The following is a 17,192-nucleotide window of genomic DNA, read 5'->3' as shown; positions in this document are numbered from 1 at the left end:
CCCGAGGAGACCCCCGATGACCCGACGACCGCTCCTGCCCACGGCCGTGCTGGCCACCACCGCCCTGGCCTCGGCCTGCGGCGCCGGTGCCGCCTCGGACGGCGCGTCCGCCGGCACCGCCTTCCCCGAGCCGGTGACGGTCGAGAACTGCGGTGCCGAGCTGACCTTCGACGCCCCGCCCGAGCGCGTGGTGATGCTCAAGAGCGCGGCCGTGCCGTTCCTGCACGAGCTCGGCGCGATGGACCGGGTCGTGGCCCGTGCCGGTGAGTTCCCCGCCGAGTACTACGACGAGGCCACCCTGGCCGAGCTCGAGGACGTCCCGCTGCTCACCGACGAGCTGGACACCTCCGGGCACCTCCAGATCAGCAAGGAGGTCGTCGTGGCCCAGCGCCCCGACCTCGTCCTCGGCGAGGTGGACAACCTGTCCCGCGGGGCGCTGGAGGCCGTGGACGTGCCGCTGGTCGAGGAGCCGGCGCTGTGCGACACCGGGGGTGCACGGCCGTCCTTCGACGACGTCTGGTCGCAGACCGCGCTCTACGGCGAGGTGTTCGGTGAGCCCGAGCGGGCCGAGGAGGCCGTCGCTGCGATGCAGGAGCGGCTGGCCGACCTCGAGGCCGAGGTCGCGGACCGGCCGACCCGCACCGCCGCGGTGCTCTACCCGACGGTGGGTGGTGGCGTGACCTACGCGTACGGCACCGGGTCGATGGCCCAGCCCCAGCTCGAGGCGGCCGGCTTCCAGAACGTCTTCGACGACGTGGACGAGCGCGTCTTCGAGGTCGGCCCCGAGGAGCTCCTCGGCCGTGACCCCGACGTCCTCGTGCTGCTGCACAGCGCCGGCGACCCGGCGGCGGTCGAGGACGCGGTGACGTCCCTGCCGGGCGCGGAGGACCTCACCGCCGTCCGCGAGGACGCCCTGGTCACCCAGCTGTTCAACTTCACCGAGCCGCCGTCGCCCCTGGCGGTCGAGGGCCTCGAGCGGATCATCGACGCCACCGCTCCCGGCGCCGGCTCGTGATCACCGGACGCGACCTGTCCTTCGCCTACGGCGCGGGTCGCCGCTCGACACCCGTGCTCGCCGGCGTCGACGTCGACGCCCGGCCCGGGCGCGTGCTGGGCCTGATCGGGCCCAACGGCAGCGGCAAGACCACGCTGCTCCGCCTGCTCCACGCGGCGCTGCGCTCGCCCACCGGTCGGGTCGAGGTGGACGGGGCGACCGTGGGCGACCTCGGGCCCCGGGAGGCGGCCCGGCGGCTGGCCGTCGTCGTCCAGGAGCACGGCGGCGAGTCGACGATGACCGTCGGCGAGATGGTGCTGCTGGGGCGCACCCCGCACCTGGGGAGCTTCCAGCGCACCGGCGCCGCCGACCACCGGGCCGCGACCGACGCGCTGCGTCGCGTCGGTGCCGACCACCTGGGGCCGCGCGCCTTCGCCGGCCTGTCCGGCGGGGAGCGGCAGCGGGTCCTGATCGCCCGCGCCCTGGCGCAGGAGGCCACCCACCTGCTGCTCGACGAGCCGACCAACCACCTCGACGTGCGCTACCAGCACGAGGTGATGGCGCTGGTCCGCGGCCTGGGCACGACCTGCGTGGTCGTCCTGCACGACCTCGCCCTGGCCGCCCGCTACTGCGACGACGTCGCCCTGCTCGGCGACGGACGCGTGGTCGCCTCCGGGGAGGCCGCCGACGTGCTGACCCCCGAGGTGCTGGAGCCGGTCTACGGCATCCGGGTGCGCCGCGTCGTCGTGGACGGCGAGAGCCACCTGCTGCTCCACCCCCGCACCGACCCCCGCACCGACCCCCGCACCGACCCCCGCACCGACCAGCCCCACCCGACCCCCGCCGGAGGAACCCGATGAGCGTGCAGCAGCAGATCACCACCTACTGGGACGACCGCGCCCCGGCGTACGACGCCGCCCAGCACCGGCCCGGTCGCGACGCGGAGGCCGACCTCTGGGCCGACGTCTGGTCCTCCGCGCTGCCCGCCGACCCGGTCGACGTGCTCGACCTCGGCACGGGCAGCGGGCACGCCGCGATCGCGGTCTCCCGCCTGGGCCACCGGGTGACCGGGCTCGACCTGTCCACCGAGATGGTCCGGCTGGCCAGGCGCCGGGCCGGCGGGATGGCCAACCCGCCCCGGTTCGTCGTCGGTGACGCCGCCGACCCCGACCTCCCGGGCACGTTCGACGTACTCGTCAGCCGCTACCTGCTGTGGACCCTGCGCGAGCCGGAGGCCGCCGTGCGCCGGTGGCAGCGGCTGCTGCGCCCGGGCGGGCGGCTGGCGATGGTCGACAGCGCGTGGTTCCCCGGGGGCCTGCCCGGCGCCGAGGGGCCGTTCGGGGCGGCGTACGACGACCGCGTCCGGCGGGTGCTGCCGCTCGCGGAGGCCGGGTCGATCGAGCCGACCGCGGACCTGCTGCGCGACAGCGGGCTCGTCGACGTCGAGGTGACCCCGCTGCACGCCCTGCTGGAGCTGGACCGGGAGACCGGCGCGGCCCCGGGGCACGAGCCCCGGCTGCAGCACCTGCTGACCGCACGGCTGCCAGGCTGAGCACCCGTACGCCTCCCGGGGGTGGCGTCCGGATGGCGTCCCGTTGCGGGGTGCGGCCCGCGGAGCCCCTAGGTTTGGCCCCATGAAGGCGCTGCTGCTCGAGAACATCCACCCCGCCGCCGTCGCCCGTCTCGAGGACGCCGGTTACGAGGTCGAGCTCCGCAAGGCGTCGATGAGCGAGGACGAGCTGCTCGCGGCGCTGCCGGGGGTCTCCCTGCTGGGGATCCGGTCCAACACCCACCTGACCGAGCGGGTCTTCGCCGGCGCGCCCGACCTCGACGCCGTCGGCTGCTTCTGCATCGGCACGAACCAGGTCGACCTGCCCGCGGCCACCGCCCACAGCGTCGCGGTCTTCAACGCCCCGCACTCCAACACCCGCAGCGTGGTCGAGCTGGTCATCGGCGAGATCATCATGCTGGCGCGGCGCCTGGCCGAGAAGACCACCCGCATGCACGACGGCATCTGGGACAAGTCGGCCGCCGGCAGCCACGAGATCCGCGGACGCACCCTCGGCATCGTCGGCTACGGCAACATCGGCTCGCAGCTCTCGGTCGTCGCCGAGGCGCTGGCGATGCGCGTGGTCTACTTCGACATCGCCGACCGCCTCGCCCACGGCAACGCCCGCCGGATGGGCAGCCTCGAGGAGCTGCTGGCCACCGCCGACGTCGTCTCCCTGCACGTCGACGGCCGCCCGGGCAACGCCGGGCTCTTCGGCCCCGTCTTCTTCGACCTGATGAAGCCGCGCTCGCTGTTCATCAACGCCTCCCGCGGGATGCTCGTCGACACCGAGGCGCTGCGCGAGCGGATCCTGTCGGGCCACATCGCGGGCGCGGCGATGGACGTCTTCCCGATCGAGCCCAAGGCGCAGGGCGACCGGTTCGACTCGCCGCTGCGCGGCCTGGACAACGTGATCCTCACCCCGCACGTCGGCGGCTCCACCCAGGAGGCGCAGGAGGAGATCGGGCACTTCGTCTCCGGCAAGCTGGTCGGCTACGCCCGCCACGGCTCCACCGAGCTCAGCGTGAACCTCCCGACGGCCGGCACCGCCCCGGAGCCCGGCACGCACCGCGTCACGCTGCTGCACCAGAACGTCCCCGGGGTGCTGGCCGAGGTCAACCACGCCTTCGCCGAGGCCGGCGTCAACATCCTCGGCCAGGCCCTGGCCACCCGCGGCGAGCAGGGCTACGTCGTCACCGACGTCGCCGCCCCGCTCGACGACGGCACGGTCGAGGCCCTGCGGGCGATGCCGCAGACGGTGCTGCTGCGCACGATGAGCGCCCCCGCCGCCTGAGTGGTCCCGAGCCGTGGGGTCGTGTGCCTGAGGCCGACCCCTGGAGCGTGCTGGGGCACACGACCCGGGCGGTCCGGGACCGGAGCACCGGGGAAACCACGTGCGCAACCGGTTTGCCCCCTCCTAGGTTCTCCGACCGTGCCCGCGCCCGGCGGGCCCGCCACCGGCGTGACAGGACGGAAGGACCATGGAGAAGATCACCCCCACCCTGCTGAGCTGGGCCTCCGAGCTCGAGCAGGGCACCCGCGAGCAGGCGGTGACGACGGCCTCGATGCCGTTCGTGCACCCCCACGTCGCGCTGATGCCCGACGCCCACCTGGGCCTGGGCGCGACCGTCGGGTCGGTCATCCCGACCCTCGGCGCGATCATGCCGGCCGCGGTCGGCGTCGACATCGGCTGCGGCATGATCGCGGTCCGCACCCAGCTGACCCGCGACGAGCTGCCCGAGGACCTCGGCACCGTGCGCCAGCAGGTCGAGCGGGCTGTCCCGGTCTCCGCCGGGGGCGCCAACCGCACGGTCAGCCGCGAGCACACCCGGGCCCGCCTGGAGGTCCTCGCCGCCGCGGCCGCCGAGGCCGGCTTCGACCCCGCGACCTACGCGAAGCGGTGGGAGCTGCAGCTGGGGACCCTCGGCTCGGGCAACCACTTCATCGAGATCTCCGTCGACGAGGTCGACCGCGTCTGGCTGTTCCTGCACTCCGGCTCGCGCGGGGTGGGCAACAAGATCGCCCAGCACCACATCGGCGTGGCCCGCCGGCTGTGCGAGCAGTGGTGGGTGCCGCTGCCCCACCGCGACCTGGCGTACCTCGTCGAGGGCACCGACGCGTTCGACGCCTACGTCGCCCAGATGCGGTGGGCGCAGCACTACGCGCTGCTCAACCGCGAGGAGATGATGGACCGGGTCGTGCGGCAGGTGGAGGAGTGGACCGGCACCGCGGTGCAGCGCACCGAGGAGGTCAACTGCCACCACAACTACACCGAGCGCGAGCGGCACTTCGGGCGCGACGTGTGGCTCTCGCGCAAGGGCGCCATCGACGCCTCCGCCGGGAGGCCCGGGCTGATCCCCGGGTCGATGGGCACCGCGTCGTACGTCGTCACGGGTCGCGGCGACCCCGTCGCGCTGCGCTCGGCGCCCCACGGCGCGGGTCGCGCGTACTCCCGCTCGCGGGCCCGGCGCACCTTCAGCCGCGAGCAGCTGCGGGAGGCGATGACCGGGATCGAGTGGCGCGACAGCGAGGCGTTCCTCGACGAGATCCCGGCGGCCTACAAGGACATCGACCAGGTGATGGCCGACGCCGCCGACCTGGTCGAGGTGCGCCACGTGCTGCGCCAGCTGGTCAACGTCAAGGGCGACTGAGCCGACCCCGGACCGCGCCCCACCGTCGCCACCACCACCCCTGACGGCCGCCGGGGGTGGTGGTGGCGACGGGTAGCGTCGTGAGCATGATGCAGGGCGTGCGCAACCGGCTCGGCGAGGCGATCTTCGCCCGGGTGGCCGGACCCGACGGGCCGCAGCACCGCGAGCGGATCCACGGCTCCGAGGGCGAGCGCTGGTTCGAGCCCGGCAGCCCGATCCACGTCGTCCACGGCGACGCCTCCATGTTCGTGGGCGGCCTGCGGGCGGTGCTGCTGCAGACGCTGCACCCGGCCGCGATGAAGGCCGTCTCGGACCACTCGGGCTACCGCGGCGACATGTGGGGGCGGCTGGCGCGCACCAGCCACTACCTCGCGGTGACCACCTTCGGCACCGCCGAGGACGCGCAGCGCTCCGTCGACGTCGTGCGCTCGATCCACCGCCGCGTCACCGGGACGATGCCCGACGGCTCGGCCTACGCCGCCTCGGACCCGCACCTGCTGATGTGGGTGCACGTCGCCGAGGTGGACAGCTTCCTCCACGCCTTCACCGTCTACGGCGCGGCCACGCTGACCCAGGACGAGCGCGACACCTACGTGGCCCAGGTCGGCGAGGTCGCCGCCCGTCTCGGGGTGGTCGACCCGCCGCGGACCGAGGCCGAGCTGGACGAGCGGATGGCCGCCTTCCGACCCGAGCTGCGCGGGACCCAGGAGGCCCGGGAGGCCGTCCGCTACCTGCTGCTGAAGCCTCCGCTCCCGCTGGCCGCGCGGGCTCCGTACGCCGTGCTGTGCGCCGCCGCCGTCGGCCTGATGCCGGGCTGGACGCGGCTGCCCCTGCGGCTGCCGCGGCTGCCGGTCACCGAGCGGACCGTGGTCCGCGTCCTCGGGTCCGTGGCGACCGGCACGATCCGCTGGGCGATGTCGCCGCCGGCTGCGCTCGAGGAGCCCCAGGCTGTTTGAATAGGACGATGCCCGACGCCGACCATCCCCCGCGGGACCGCCCGCGCGCGCCGCACGCCCTGCCCTGGCCGCTGGCCGACCACCCGGACCCCGCCGCCGAGGCGCTGCGGGCCGAGCTGCTGGCGGCCTACGGCGGCAGCGACCGCAGCTACCACGACCTGCGCCACCTCGACGAGGTCCTCGCCCGGCTCGACGACCTGACCGAGGATCCCGGTGCCGACGACACCGCCGTCCGCCTCGCGGCGTGGTTCCACGACGGCGTGTACGACGGCGAGCGCGACGCCGAGGAGCGCTCGGCCTCCTGGGCCGAGCACGCCCTGCCCGGCCTCGTGGCCGACGACGTGGTGGCCGAGGTCGCCCGCCTGGTCCGGATGACCGAGACCCACGCGCCCGCCGAGGACGACGCCGCGGGCTGCGCGCTCTCGGACGCCGACCTGGCCATCCTGGCGGCTGGGCCGGAGCGGTACGCCGAGTACGTCGCAGCGGTGCGCCGGGAGTACGCCCACGTCGGGGACGAGGACTTCGCCCGGGGGCGGGCCGCGGTCCTGGTCGACCTGCTCGCCAAGCCGCGGCTCTTCCACACCGCCCGCGCCGCTGCGGCGTGGGAGGAGACCGCGCGGTCCAACGTGCTCGCCGAGCTCGACCGGCTGCAGCCCGAGGTGGTGGTCTCCCGGGCCTGACCCCGGGCCGGGGCGACCGGCCGGTCGACGGGCCCTCAGGCCTGGCTCTTGCGGCGCCGCAGCCCGGCGCGCACCAGCGCGACCACCAGCACCCGCGAGGTCACCTCGACGGCGCCGCGTGCGACGACGTCGGCGTGCCACTCCTCGGGCACGTCGTAGTGGTCGCGGTCGAAGCCGCGCTCGGGGATCCCGGCCTCCCGGGCGAAGGCGTGCAGCTCCTCGAAGGAGGTGTCGGAGGCCAGGTGCGACCACCGCTTCCCGCGCCACTCCACCAGCGGGGGGTCGATCAGGATCACGTGCCGGCCCAGTCGGTGCGCTGGTCGCGGTCGACGGCGTCGTCGAGCAGGCGCCGCCACGAGCGCACGTACCCCGCGTCGACGTAGGAGCGGTAGCTCGCACCGGGGCGGACCTGGGTGCCGAGGTGGAGCTGGCGGACGCCCTCGCGGGCGAACCACGGGACGTGCTCGGCGGACAGCCCGCCGGCCGGCATCAGCAGCCGGGCGACCTCGAGGGACCGCCGGGCCAGGGCGAGGAGGTCCTCGTAGCCGTGCGCGAGGCCCTGCGGGGAGCCACCGGAGCGCACCGAGGTGACCCCGGGCAGGTCGACCACGCGGCCCCAGGAGCGGACCGGGTCGAGGGTGTCGTCGATGGCGCGGTGGAAGGTCCAGGGCGTCCCCGGCACCGCGGCCAGCAGCCGGCGGCAGGCCCACACGTCGACCTCGAGGTCGGCGTCGAGGAAGCCGAGCACGACGCCCTCGGCGCCCAGCGCGACGTACTCCCGGGCGAGGTCCGCGAGCTGGTCCAGGGAGGCCGGGTCGGCGGCGTACGGTGCGGCGCCGTCGGCGGGCGGCAGGCGCAGCAGGGCGCGTACCGGCAGCCCGCTGGACCGGGCGACGGCCGAGACGAGGGCCGGTTCGGGCGCGGTGGCGTACGACGCCCCCGGCGCGACCACGGCGAGCCGGTCGGCCCCGCCCTCGACGCACCCCGGCACGTCGCGCGGGTGGGTCACGGCGACCTCCAGCAGGCCCCGGACCGGCAGCGGCCCGGCGGAGCCCGGGTGGCCCCCGGCCGCGACGTCGCTCATGGCGCCAGGGTAGGCCGTCGCGGGCCGCTCGCCGGGGCGCCTTGCCCGGCCACGCAGACTTGGCCCATGGACGTCGCCCTCATCCTCGCCGCCCGCGCGCGCGTCCTGGCCGATCTGGAGGCGCGGCGCCAGGCCAGCCCCGCCGCCGTCTCCGCGCTCGAGGAGGCCTGCTCCTCGCGTACCTGGTGGGCCGAGCAGTGGCCGGCCGGCGAGGTGTACGTCGCCGGGCTCGTCGCGCAGGACGTCCAGGACGCGCTGCTCGACACGGTCGGCCGGTGGCCGCTGTGCCTGGGCTGCGAGGACGCCCCGGAGCACGCGCTCTACATCCAGCCCGACCTCGGCGGGCCGGACGCGCACTGGGTCTGCGAGGAGACCGACACCGTCGCGGCCCCGCTCGGCGCGCTCGGGTCGTGGCGCGGCTGAGCCCCGCCGGAGCCGTCACCTCGAGGCGCCGGAACCGCCATCTCGGCTGTCCGCGAGCGTTATCTCGGCGGGTCAGCCGCAGATCTGGAGCCAGAGCGTGAAGCGGTCGGCGCGGTAGACGCTGCGGGAGACCTCGACGACCTTCTCGCCGGACACGGCGCGGCGCGAGTGGCGCAGCACGACCGAGCCGGGCTCGATCTCGAGCAGCGCGGCCTCCTCGGGCCCGGCGACGTCGGCGGTGATGGAGTCCTCGGCCCAGGTCGGGCGCAGCCCGCGGGCCTCGAGGTCGGCGTACAGGCTGGTCGGCATGCCCTGCTGCAGGAAGCCGGGCAGCAGGATCTCGGTGAGGTAGGCGTCCTCGACGCAGACCACGGTGCCGTCGCCGCGACGCAGCCGGCGCCAGTGGATGACGGCGTCGCCCTCGGTCAGGCTGAGCGCGCGGGCGACGCCGGGACCGGCCTGCTCGCGGCGGGCCAGCAGGGTCTGGGACTCGGCGAGGACGCCGCGGCGACGGAGGTCCTCGGTGAAGCCGCTGATCCGGCCGCGGTTGCGCTGCGGGCGGGCCACGAAGGTGCCCCGGCCGGGGATCCGCTCCAGCACGCCCTCGGTGACCAGGGTGTCCAGGGCCTGGCGCACGGTCATCCGGGCCACGCCGAACATCGCCACCAGCTCGCGCTCGGAGGGCGCCGCCGCACCGGGTGCGGCCCCGGCCACCAGGTCGCGGACGTACTCGCGCACCTGCACGTGCTTCAGGGCCCGGCCGTCGGCGCGGCGATCGGTGGTCGTCTCGGTCACGTCGCCACCCTAGGCGCGCGGAGGCGCCCCCGTCACCAGAACCGCACAAGCCCGTCCACCCCTGACGGACCGGCCGACGACCACGTCCTCGCAGGTCAGCAGGGCACGACGCGGGAACACCGGTCCCCGGTCTCGCCGGCGGGACCGGGGTGGTGGCGACCGACACCCAGGGGGGCATCCCCGGGGTCGCCCGGTCGCCCGGTCGCCCGGGTCACTCGGTCGCGATCGCCCCGAGCACGTCGAGGCGGGCGGCCCGTCGGGCCGGCAGCACCGCGGCGAGCATCCCGACCAGGACCGACAGCGCGAGGAACAGCGCGAGCTGTCCGACCGGCACGCTGATCACCTCCAGGCCCTCCTCGCGCAGCGCGTACATCAGCGCGATCCCGAACACCACGCCGAGGACCACGCCGAGCACGGCGCCGAGCAGGGAGATCACCACCGACTCCAGGGTCACCATCCAGCGCAGCTGGACCCGGGTGACCCCGATCGCCCGCAGCAGCCCGATCTCGCGGGTCCGCTCCAGGACCGACAGGGCCAGGGTGTTGACGATCCCGAGCACGGCGATCAGCAGCGCCAGGCCGAGCAGGGCGAAGATCAGCAGCACGAACTGGTCGACGGGCTCGCGCTGCTCGGCGGCGAACGCGGCCTGGTCCTTGACGGTCACGATCGGCTGGTCGGCCACCACGGCCTCGAGGTCGGACTGCACGACGTCGCGCCCGGCGGCGTCGAGGCGGTCGTCGGCGTCGACCACGACCAGGTTGTCCTGCGGCGTGAAGCCGGCGCCGTCGAGCGTCGCCACCGAGGTCAGCACCGGGAAGAACACGATCGGGTTCTCGGCGAACAGCCCTGCGACCCGCCAGGACCGCTCCCCCGCCGGCACGTCGACCGTGAGCTCGTCGCCGACGCCGAGGCGCTCGTCGGCGGCGAAGCCCTCCTCCAGCAGCACCGTGCCCCGGGCGAGGTCCGTCTCGCCGTCCACCACGTCCACCTCGAGGGTGACCAGGCTGCCGGGGTCGGTGCCGACGACGCCCTGGGTCCCGACCCCGCCGACCTCGGCGCGGACCACGCGCTGGCGCACCACCTCCGCGACGCCGTCGACGTCGGCCATCTCGTCGGCCACCGACGGGGAGAAGGCGCCGGCGAAGACGTTGCTGACCACGAAGTCGCCGACGAAGCCCTCCTCGACGGCGCGGTCGACCGACGCCTTCGCGGAGTCGCCGATGATCGCCATCGTGCAGGCCAGGGTCAGGCCGATCATCAGCGCCGAGGCCGTCGCGGTCGTCCGCCGGGGGTTGCGCAGGGAGTTCTGCCCGGCCAGGTTGCCGATGCTGCCGAAGGCCCGGGCGTACGCCGCGCGGGCACCCAGCAGCAGCGGGCGGCTGAGCACCGGGCTGGCCGCGGCCACCCCGAGCAGGACCAGGAGCACGCCGGCGCCGACCCACCAGCCCGGCCGCGGGACGGTCGCGAACAGCCCGGCCGCCAGCACCCCGGCCCCGACGACGGCCAGGGCGACCCCGCCGAGGAAGCGGGCGCGCAGCGAGCTCTCGGGCAGTGCCACGTCGTCGCGCATCGCCTGGACCGGGGCGATCCGCGCGGTGCGCAGCGCCGGGAGCAGGGCCGCGAGGAGGGTGACGACGACGCCCACGCCGTACGCCGCCACGACCGTGCGGGGCTCGAAGACCAGGCCCTGCCCGGCGAGGTCGAGGCCGACCCGGCTGAAGACGGCGCGGATCCCGAGCGCCAGCAGCACCCCGAGCCCCAGGCCCAGGGTGGAGCCGAGCAGGCCCAGGAGGAGCGCCTCGAGGAGCACCGAGCCCGTCACCTGGCGCTGGGAGGCGCCCAGGGCCCGCAGCAGGGCCAGCTCCCGGCTGCGCTGGGCGACCAGGATGGAGAAGGTGTTGACGATCAGGAAGGCGCCGACGACCAGCGCGATGCCGGCGAAGATCAGCAGGAAGGTGGTCAGGAACGACACCGCCTCGAGCAGCCCGCTGGCGGCCTCGTCGGCGGCCCGCTCCCCCGTCACGGCCTCGACGTCGTCGGGCAGCACCGCCGAGGCCTGCGCGGCCAGCTCCTCCTGGGAGGTGCCGTCGGCGGCGGTGACCCACACGTCGCTGAAGGCGTCCTCGCCCTGCAGGAACAGGTCCTGGGCCACCGGGGTGGCGAACGAGGCCAGCGTGGCGCCGTTCAGGGAGCCACCGCCGGGGAACCCGGAGAGGCCCACCAGCTCGACCTCGAGCCGGGGCGTGGCGGTCGCGGTGAGCAGCGGCACGCTGTCGCCGACGGCGTACCCGGCCTGCTCGGCGGTGCGGGTGTCCAGCACGACCTCGCCCTCGGCGGCGGGCGCGCGGCCCTCGACGATGCTGAGGCCCTCGAGCCCGCCGGCGGCCGGGGCGTCGCTGAAGTTCTCCCCGAGCGCGGGCGGGCCGACGCCCCCGACGACCTTGCCGTCGGCGCCGACGACGTAGACCCCGATCGCCGCGACGTTGCCGTCGGCTCGCGCGGCGCCGGGCAGGGCGGCGAGCTCGTCGACCAGGCCGGCCGGCACCGTCACCGTGCCCGGCACGCCGTCGGTCCCGCCGCCGCCGGCGGGCCGGACCACGACGTCACCGACGGTGGCGTCGAAGAGCGCGGTGAAGCTGCGGTCGAGGGTGTCGGAGAAGACCAGCGACCCGACGACGAAGGCGACGCCCAGGACGATCGCGAACGTGCTCATCACCAGGCGCACCTTGCGCCCGAGCAGGCTCTTGAGGCTGGCGACGAGCACGCGCTCAGCCGACCTGCGGGGGCGCGGCGGCCAGGTCGGCCATCACCGACAGGACCTGCTCGCGGTCGGGCCGCTCGAGGTCGTGCACCACCCGGCCGTCGGCGAGGAAGAGCACGCGGTCGCAGTACGCCGCCGCGAGCGGGTCGTGGGTCACCATCACCACGGTCTGGCCGTGGTCGTCGACCGCGGCCCGCAGCAGCGAGAGCACCTCGGCGCCCGAGCGCGAGTCGAGGTTGCCGGTGGGCTCGTCGGCGAAGACGATCCGCGGGCGGCTGATCAGCGCCCGGGCGACCGCGACGCGCTGCTGCTGGCCGCCGGAGAGCTCGTTCGGCTTGTGGGTCAGCCGTGGGCGGAGGTCGACGGTGTCGATGACGACGTCGAACCAGCCCGGGTCCGGCTTGCGGCCCGCGATGGAGAGCGGCAGCAGGATGTTCTCCCGCGCCGTGAGGGTCGGCACGAGGTTGAAGGACTGGAAGACGAACCCGACCTCCTCGCGCCGCAGCCGGGTCAGCGCGGCGTCCTTCAGCGTGGTCAGGTCCTGCTCCCCGATCACCACCGACCCGGAGTCACCCCGGTCGAGCGCCGCGCAGCAGTGCATCAGCGTCGACTTCCCCGACCCGCTCGGGCCCATGACCGCGGTGAAGCGGCCGGCCTCGAGGTCGACGCTCACGTCGTCGAGGGCGACGACGCGCGCGTCGCCGGAGCCGTAGGACTTCGTCAGGTTCCGCACCCGGGCGGCGACCTGCGGGGCGGCCTCGTGGGCGGTGGTCATGCCCCCAGCCTGCCCGGTCCCCCCTGACCGGTGGCCACCCCGTGGGCGGCTCAGCCCCGCGGGTCCAGCAGCGCGGCCGCGGCCGCGAGATCGCCGTCGTCCCGGGTGAGCAGCGCGTGCAGCGCGTAGGCGATCGGGGCGGCGTCCCAGAGGTGCCTGGCCTGGTCGGCCAGACCGGGGTGGACGCGCCCGCCGGCGTCGGCGTAGGCCTCCAGGGTGGCCCGGAGCAGGTCGGGGCCCGCCGCGCCGTACTGGGCGGACAGGTCGCGGGCCGGGTCGTCGACGCGGGCCGTGGTCCAGTCCAGGACACCGACGACGGCGCCGTCGTCGTCGAGCAGGACGTGGGCGGGGTAGATCTCGCCGTGCGTCATCACGGTCTCCTCGGGCCAGCAGGCGTCGTCGGCCAGCCAGTCCTCCCAGCTCGCGGCCGTCCCGGCCGCGACGGGGAAGGCGTCGTGCACCCTCGCGACGTCGTCCCGCCAGGCCTGCCGGACCTGGGCCGGGGTGCGCACCTCCACCCCCGCCGCCGCGGCCTGCTCGGGCGACACGTCGTGCAGGCGAGCCAGGAGACGTCCCAGGCGGGCGGCGTAGTCCGGGCTGGCGGGGTCCATGTGCCACACGGGCTCGCCGCTCGCCGACAGCGTCAGACCGGGCGCGCCGGGCAGCAGCGGGTAGGCGACCAGGTCGGCGGCACAGACCTGCCAGTCCGGCACCGCGACGCCACCGGCGGCGAGCACCGGGGCGACCAGGTCGAGGATGCGTACCTCGGCAGCCATCCCCGCGGAGACGTCGGGGCGACGCGGGAGGCGCAGCACCCAGCGGAGACCGGCGTCGTCCGCGGCCTTGACGACCCGGTAGTCCAGGCCTGCCTCGTCGACCGTGGCCCCCTCGGCGACCAGGTGCAGCCCGTGCGCGGCAGCCAGGTCGAGCGCGGACTCGATGGTGGTCACGGGACCAGGATCCCACCGGGGCGCGACACGGACCACCCGTCATCGGGTCGGCGCCCTAGTCTCACGGCATGCACGTCGAGCGTCGGTTCACCGTCCCCCGCCCCGTCGAGGAGGTCTTCGCCTACTTCGCCGACTTCACCACGACCCAGGAGTGGGACCCCGGCACGGTGACCACCACCCGGCTGGCGGGCGACGGCGGGGCCGGCACGACGTGGGCGAACACCTCGGAGTTCCTCGGGCGCCGCGTCGAGCTGGTCTACGAGACCGTCACCCACCGGCCGCCGTCCGAGGTGGAGCTGCGGGGGCGCAACGGGCGGACGACCGCCACGGACCACCTGTGGTTCGAGGCCGACGGCACCGGGACGGCGGTGCGCTACCGCGCCACCTTCGACTTCTCCTTCCCGCTCAAGGTGGTCGTGCCGCTGGTGATCCGGCGGAGGGTCGAGGCGCTCGCCGACGAGACGGTCGAGCAGATCCAGCGCTCGCTCGGCTGACCGGCCCACCCGGGCCGACACGCGGAGACCTGCGTCGAACACCTGTTCGACCCGAGGCGTACGATCGTCGCATGGACTTCCAGACCACGCTCTTCGCCGACGCCGCCGACGAGGCCGACCAGGCCCGCCCGGCAGGGGGTCACCTCGTGCTCGACGGGGTCGAGCGGGTCGTGCTCGGCGACGGGGCGTGGGTCGACGTCCGCCGCAGCTGGCTGCCGAGCGCCGACGAGGTGATGGCGGCGCTGGTGCGCGAGGTGCCGTGGCGCGCCGAGCGGCGCCAGATGTACGACCGGCTGGTCGACGTGCCCCGTCTGGTGCACACCTACATGATCGACGAGGACCTCCCCCACGAGGTGCTGACCGCGGCGCGCGAGGCGCTCAGCGCCCACTACCTGCCCGAGCTCGGCGAGCCGTTCCGCACCGCCGGCTGCTGCTACTACCGCGACGGGCGCGACTCGGTGGCCTGGCACGGCGACACGATCGGCCGCGGCAGCACCCACGACACGATGGTCGCGATCGTCTCGGTCGGCGACCCGCGCCGGCTCGCCCTGCGCCCGCGCGGCGGCGGGGCGTCCCGGTCCTTCGAGATGGGCCACGGCGACCTCGTGGTGATGGGCGGGTCCTGCCAGCGCACGTGGGAGCACGCGGTGCCGAAGGTGGCCTCCGCCGGGCCGCGCCTGTCGGTCCAGTTCCGCCCGTTCAACGTGTTCTGACCCCGCCACCGGGCCCGGTGGCCGGCGGTCCGGAACACCAGCGGGCCCCGCGCGGTTGGACCGGACATGGCTGACACCACCTCCACGACCGACGCCCGCGCCACCATCGGCCTGACCGGCCTGGCGGTGATGGGCCGCAACCTCGCGCGCAACATCGCCCGGCAGGGCCACACCATCGCGGTGCACAACCGGACCACCGAGAAGATGACGAGCCTCGTCGAGCAGTTCGGCGACGAGGGCGACTTCGTGCCGACGGAGACCCTCGAGGAGTTCGTGGCCGCGATCGAGCGGCCTCGCGCCATCGTGATCATGGTGAAGGCCGGCGCCCCCACCGACGCGGTGATCGACGAGCTGGTCCCGCTGCTGGACCCCGACGACATCGTCGTCGACGCCGGCAACGCCCACTACGACGACACCGTGCGCCGCGAGGCCGCCCTGGCCGAGAAGGACCTCCACTTCGTGGGGATGGGCGTCTCGGGCGGCGAGGAGGGCGCGCTGAACGGCCCCTCGATCATGCCCGGCGGCTCCGAGCACGCCTGGGAGCGCCTGCGCCCGGTGCTCACCTCGATCGCCGCCGAGGTCGACGGCACCCCGTGCACCACCCACGTGGGCCCCGGCGCAGCCGGGCACTTCGTCAAGATGGTGCACAACGGCATCGAGTACGCCGACATGCAGCTGATCGCGGAGTCGTACGACCTGCTGCGCACCGTCGGCGGGCTGGAGCCGGCCGAGATCTCGCAGGTCTTCCGTGAGTGGAACGACGGCGACCTCGAGTCGTTCCTCATCGACATCACCGCCGACGTGCTCGCCCACACCGACGGCGACACCGGGGCACCCTTCGTCGACGTCGTGCGGGACGCCGCCGAGCAGAAGGGCACCGGGCGCTGGACCGTGCAGAGCGCCCTCGACCTTGGCGTGCCGGTCACCGGCATCGCGGAGGCCACCTTCGCCCGCAGCATCTCCGGCCACACCGAGCAGCGCGCGGCGGCGGCCCAGACGTTCGGCTCCGACCTGGCACGCGTCGAGGTCGACCGGGACACGTTCGTCGACCAGGTCCGCGCGGCGCTGTACGCCTCCAAGGTGGTCGCCTACGCCCAGGGCTTCGACCAGATCAAGGCCGGCAGCGAGGAGAACGACTGGGACGTCGACCTCGGCGACATGGCCACCATCTGGCGCGGCGGCTGCATCATCCGGGCCCAGTTCCTCAACCGGATCGTGGACGCCTACGCCGAGCGGGCCGACCTGCCCTCGCTGCTGGTCGACCCCTACTTCGCCGACGCCGTGCGGGACGGGCTGGAGGCCTGGCGCGAGGTGGTCGCGACGGCCGCGCGGGTGGGCGTGCCGACCCCGGCCTTCGCCTCGTCGCTGGCCTACTTCGACGCGCTGCGCCGCGACCGGCTGCCGGCCGCGCTGATCCAGGGCCTGCGCGACAACTTCGGCGCGCACACCTACGGGCGCACCGACCGCGAGGGCACGTTCCACACCCTGTGGGCCGGGGACCTGTCCGAGGAGGACCAGTCCTGACCGGACCCCCCGTCCAGGGCTGAGACAGCGACAGTCCCTGACGAGGTCGTGCTGGATCGAGGTGATCCGCGACGAGCTCGTCAGGGACTGTCTGCGTGTCAGCGGCGCTTGCCCGCCAGGTAGGCCAGCACCGCGATCACGAGGGCGATCGCGGCCTGCGGTCCGTAGGTCTTGACCAGGATCGGGATGACCGCCGCGCCGAGGTCCAGCGCGTCGTCCTCCTTCGCCGGTGCCGGGCGGGGCGCCGCCGGCCGCGGGGCGGCCGGAGCCGTCGCCGGGGCCTCGCCCCCGGAGGCCGCCGGGGAGGCCGCCACGACGGCCGGCTCCCCCTGCGCCTCGTCGCCGGCGGAGGTCCCCGCCACCGACTCCGTCCCCGCCGCGGCCGGGGCCTCGGCGGGTCCGTCCGACAGCGTCTTCTCCAAGCAGGCCACGAACTGGCCGAGCAGCTTGTCGGAGACGTCCTGCATCACGCCACGGCCGAACTGCGCCGGCTTGCCGGTGACGTTGAGGTCGGTGAGGACCTGCACGTCGGTGGCGCCGTCGGCGTCCTGCATGGACAGCGTCACCTTGGCGCCGGCGGTGCCGTTGCCTCGCTTGTCCTTGCCCTTGGCGTCCACCACGAACCGGTGGGCCTCGTCGTCCTTCTCCACGAAGGTGCCGCTCCCGGAGTACACCAGGGCGATCGGACCGAGCTTGACCTTCACCGTGCCGGAGAAGTTCTGCTCGTCGTAGTCGCCGATGGTGGCCCCGGGGAAGCACTCCGCGAGCGCGCCCAGGTCCTGGAAGTGCGCCCAGGTGGCGTCGACCGGGGTCGGGACGGTGAACGAGTGGGACAGGTCCATC

At 74.8% G+C, this 17,192-nt stretch carries 18 protein-coding genes; 11 read left to right on the top strand and 7 right to left on the bottom strand.

What is annotated here, in order from left to right; genetic code table 11:
* The first annotated feature begins 16 nt into the window (after window positions 1-16).
* The 7 genes from ENKNEFLB_RS04970 (at window position 17) to ENKNEFLB_RS04940 (ending at window position 6,830) form a co-directional block, all read left to right on the top strand.
* A complete protein-coding gene (locus tag ENKNEFLB_RS04970; protein WP_214058185.1) occupies window positions 17-1,015 on the top strand; it encodes an ABC transporter substrate-binding protein in 999 nt (332 codons plus the stop codon).
* On the top strand, window positions 1,012-1,854 hold the full coding sequence (locus tag ENKNEFLB_RS04965) for an ABC transporter ATP-binding protein (RefSeq protein ID WP_214058184.1): 843 nt from the start codon (window positions 1,012-1,014) through the stop codon (window positions 1,852-1,854). The genes ENKNEFLB_RS04970 and ENKNEFLB_RS04965 overlap by 4 nt, the downstream gene beginning before the upstream one ends.
* Window positions 1,851-2,546, top strand: coding sequence for a class I SAM-dependent methyltransferase (locus ENKNEFLB_RS04960; RefSeq protein ID WP_214058183.1), 696 nt, complete (start codon window positions 1,851-1,853; stop codon window positions 2,544-2,546). The genes ENKNEFLB_RS04965 and ENKNEFLB_RS04960 overlap by 4 nt, the downstream gene beginning before the upstream one ends.
* 82 nt (window positions 2,547-2,628) lie before the next feature.
* A complete protein-coding gene (gene serA / locus ENKNEFLB_RS04955; protein ID WP_214058182.1) occupies window positions 2,629-3,837 on the top strand; it encodes a phosphoglycerate dehydrogenase in 1,209 nt (402 codons plus the stop codon).
* A 187-nt stretch (window positions 3,838-4,024) separates the two neighbouring features.
* Window positions 4,025-5,194: an RtcB family protein gene (locus tag ENKNEFLB_RS04950; protein WP_214058181.1), complete on the top strand. Its 1,170-nt coding sequence runs from the start codon at window positions 4,025-4,027 to the stop codon at window positions 5,192-5,194.
* A gap of 86 nt (window positions 5,195-5,280) precedes the next feature.
* Window positions 5,281-6,150: an oxygenase MpaB family protein gene (locus ENKNEFLB_RS04945; protein ID WP_246535978.1), complete on the top strand. Its 870-nt coding sequence runs from the start codon at window positions 5,281-5,283 to the stop codon at window positions 6,148-6,150.
* 8 nt (window positions 6,151-6,158) lie between these two features.
* Complete coding sequence (locus ENKNEFLB_RS04940) at window positions 6,159-6,830, top strand: HD domain-containing protein (RefSeq protein WP_246535845.1); 672 nt, start codon at window positions 6,159-6,161, stop codon at window positions 6,828-6,830.
* 35 nt (window positions 6,831-6,865) lie between these two features.
* Here the strand turns inward: ENKNEFLB_RS04940 and ENKNEFLB_RS04935 are convergent, their stop codons facing one another.
* Window positions 6,866-7,126 carry a DUF4031 domain-containing protein gene (locus tag ENKNEFLB_RS04935; RefSeq protein ID WP_214058180.1) on the bottom strand — a complete coding sequence of 87 codons (261 nt, stop codon included), beginning with the start codon at window positions 7,124-7,126 and terminating at the stop codon, window positions 6,866-6,868.
* Window positions 7,123-7,914, bottom strand: coding sequence for a copper homeostasis protein CutC (locus ENKNEFLB_RS04930; RefSeq protein WP_214058179.1), 792 nt, complete (start codon window positions 7,912-7,914; stop codon window positions 7,123-7,125). The genes ENKNEFLB_RS04935 and ENKNEFLB_RS04930 overlap by 4 nt, the downstream gene beginning before the upstream one ends.
* A gap of 66 nt (window positions 7,915-7,980) precedes the next feature.
* Here ENKNEFLB_RS04930 and ENKNEFLB_RS04925 point away from each other — a divergent pair, with 66 nt between their 5' ends.
* Window positions 7,981-8,337 carry a hypothetical protein gene (locus ENKNEFLB_RS04925; protein ID WP_214058178.1) on the top strand — a complete coding sequence of 119 codons (357 nt, stop codon included), beginning with the start codon at window positions 7,981-7,983 and terminating at the stop codon, window positions 8,335-8,337.
* Between the two features lie 72 nt (window positions 8,338-8,409).
* On the opposite strand, the gene ENKNEFLB_RS04920 is transcribed toward ENKNEFLB_RS04925, so the two are convergent.
* The 4 genes from ENKNEFLB_RS04920 to ENKNEFLB_RS04905 all read right to left on the bottom strand — a co-directional run bounded on the left by ENKNEFLB_RS04920 (window position 8,410) and on the right by ENKNEFLB_RS04905 (window position 13,618).
* Window positions 8,410-9,132: a GntR family transcriptional regulator gene (locus tag ENKNEFLB_RS04920; RefSeq protein WP_214058177.1), complete on the bottom strand. Its 723-nt coding sequence runs from the start codon at window positions 9,130-9,132 to the stop codon at window positions 8,410-8,412.
* Window positions 9,133-9,343: 211 nt separating this feature from the next.
* The gene (locus tag ENKNEFLB_RS04915; RefSeq protein ID WP_214058176.1) at window positions 9,344-11,896 is read right to left on the bottom strand and encodes an ABC transporter permease; all 2,553 of its coding nucleotides are present in this window, start codon (window positions 11,894-11,896) and stop codon (window positions 9,344-9,346) included.
* A gap of 4 nt (window positions 11,897-11,900) precedes the next feature.
* On the bottom strand, window positions 11,901-12,668 hold the full coding sequence (locus ENKNEFLB_RS04910) for an ABC transporter ATP-binding protein (RefSeq protein ID WP_214058175.1): 768 nt from the start codon (window positions 12,666-12,668) through the stop codon (window positions 11,901-11,903).
* Between the two features lie 50 nt (window positions 12,669-12,718).
* Complete coding sequence (locus tag ENKNEFLB_RS04905) at window positions 12,719-13,618, bottom strand: macrolide 2'-phosphotransferase (RefSeq protein ID WP_214058174.1); 900 nt, start codon at window positions 13,616-13,618, stop codon at window positions 12,719-12,721.
* A 68-nt stretch (window positions 13,619-13,686) separates the two neighbouring features.
* On the opposite strand from ENKNEFLB_RS04905, the gene ENKNEFLB_RS04900 reads away from it, so the two are divergent.
* The 3 genes from ENKNEFLB_RS04900 (at window position 13,687) to gndA (ending at window position 16,349) form a co-directional block, all read left to right on the top strand.
* The gene (locus ENKNEFLB_RS04900; RefSeq protein ID WP_214058173.1) at window positions 13,687-14,112 is read left to right on the top strand and encodes an SRPBCC family protein; all 426 of its coding nucleotides are present in this window, start codon (window positions 13,687-13,689) and stop codon (window positions 14,110-14,112) included.
* A gap of 71 nt (window positions 14,113-14,183) precedes the next feature.
* Entirely contained in the window at window positions 14,184-14,825 is a 642-nt protein-coding gene (locus tag ENKNEFLB_RS04895; RefSeq protein ID WP_214058172.1) for an alpha-ketoglutarate-dependent dioxygenase AlkB, read from the top strand.
* A gap of 66 nt (window positions 14,826-14,891) precedes the next feature.
* Window positions 14,892-16,349 (top strand): NADP-dependent phosphogluconate dehydrogenase, encoded by a 1,458-nt coding sequence (gene gndA / locus ENKNEFLB_RS04890; protein ID WP_214058171.1) that lies wholly within the window; start codon window positions 14,892-14,894, stop codon window positions 16,347-16,349.
* Between the two features lie 98 nt (window positions 16,350-16,447).
* Here the strand turns inward: gndA and ENKNEFLB_RS04885 are convergent, their stop codons facing one another.
* A complete protein-coding gene (locus ENKNEFLB_RS04885) occupies window positions 16,448-17,191 on the bottom strand; it encodes an SRPBCC family protein (protein WP_214058170.1) in 744 nt (247 codons plus the stop codon).
* Window position 17,192: the final 1 nt, after the last annotated feature.

The organism is Nocardioides aquaticus (genome assembly GCF_018459925.1).
In the GTDB taxonomy this organism is placed as follows: domain Bacteria; phylum Actinomycetota; class Actinomycetes; order Propionibacteriales; family Nocardioidaceae; genus Nocardioides; species Nocardioides aquaticus.
The sequence above is the reverse complement of the archived record's forward strand: the minus strand, read 5'-3'. Positions and strand labels throughout refer to the sequence as shown.

What these genes read in the sequence shown, in the direction of transcription:
- ENKNEFLB_RS04970 (WP_214058185.1), top strand. Translation starts at nt 17, where the DNA reads ATGACCCGACGACCGCTCCTGCCCACGGCCGTGCTGGCCACCACCGCC.
- ENKNEFLB_RS04960 (WP_214058183.1), top strand. Translation starts at nt 1,851, where the DNA reads ATGAGCGTGCAGCAGCAGATCACCACCTACTGGGACGACCGCGCCCCG.
- serA (WP_214058182.1), top strand. Translation starts at nt 2,629, where the DNA reads ATGAAGGCGCTGCTGCTCGAGAACATCCACCCCGCCGCCGTCGCCCGT.
- ENKNEFLB_RS04950 (WP_214058181.1), top strand. Translation starts at nt 4,025, where the DNA reads ATGGAGAAGATCACCCCCACCCTGCTGAGCTGGGCCTCCGAGCTCGAG.
- ENKNEFLB_RS04945 (WP_246535978.1), top strand. Translation starts at nt 5,281, where the DNA reads ATGATGCAGGGCGTGCGCAACCGGCTCGGCGAGGCGATCTTCGCCCGG.
- ENKNEFLB_RS04940 (WP_246535845.1), top strand. Translation starts at nt 6,159, where the DNA reads ATGCCCGACGCCGACCATCCCCCGCGGGACCGCCCGCGCGCGCCGCAC.
- ENKNEFLB_RS04930 (WP_214058179.1), bottom strand. Translation starts at nt 7,914, where the DNA reads ATGAGCGACGTCGCGGCCGGGGGCCACCCGGGCTCCGCCGGGCCGCTG.
- ENKNEFLB_RS04925 (WP_214058178.1), top strand. Translation starts at nt 7,981, where the DNA reads ATGGACGTCGCCCTCATCCTCGCCGCCCGCGCGCGCGTCCTGGCCGAT.
- ENKNEFLB_RS04910 (WP_214058175.1), bottom strand. Translation starts at nt 12,668, where the DNA reads ATGACCACCGCCCACGAGGCCGCCCCGCAGGTCGCCGCCCGGGTGCGG.
- ENKNEFLB_RS04900 (WP_214058173.1), top strand. Translation starts at nt 13,687, where the DNA reads ATGCACGTCGAGCGTCGGTTCACCGTCCCCCGCCCCGTCGAGGAGGTC.
- ENKNEFLB_RS04895 (WP_214058172.1), top strand. Translation starts at nt 14,184, where the DNA reads ATGGACTTCCAGACCACGCTCTTCGCCGACGCCGCCGACGAGGCCGAC.
- gndA (WP_214058171.1), top strand. Translation starts at nt 14,892, where the DNA reads ATGGCTGACACCACCTCCACGACCGACGCCCGCGCCACCATCGGCCTG.
- ENKNEFLB_RS04885 (WP_214058170.1), bottom strand. Translation starts at nt 17,191, where the DNA reads ATGGACCTGTCCCACTCGTTCACCGTCCCGACCCCGGTCGACGCCACC.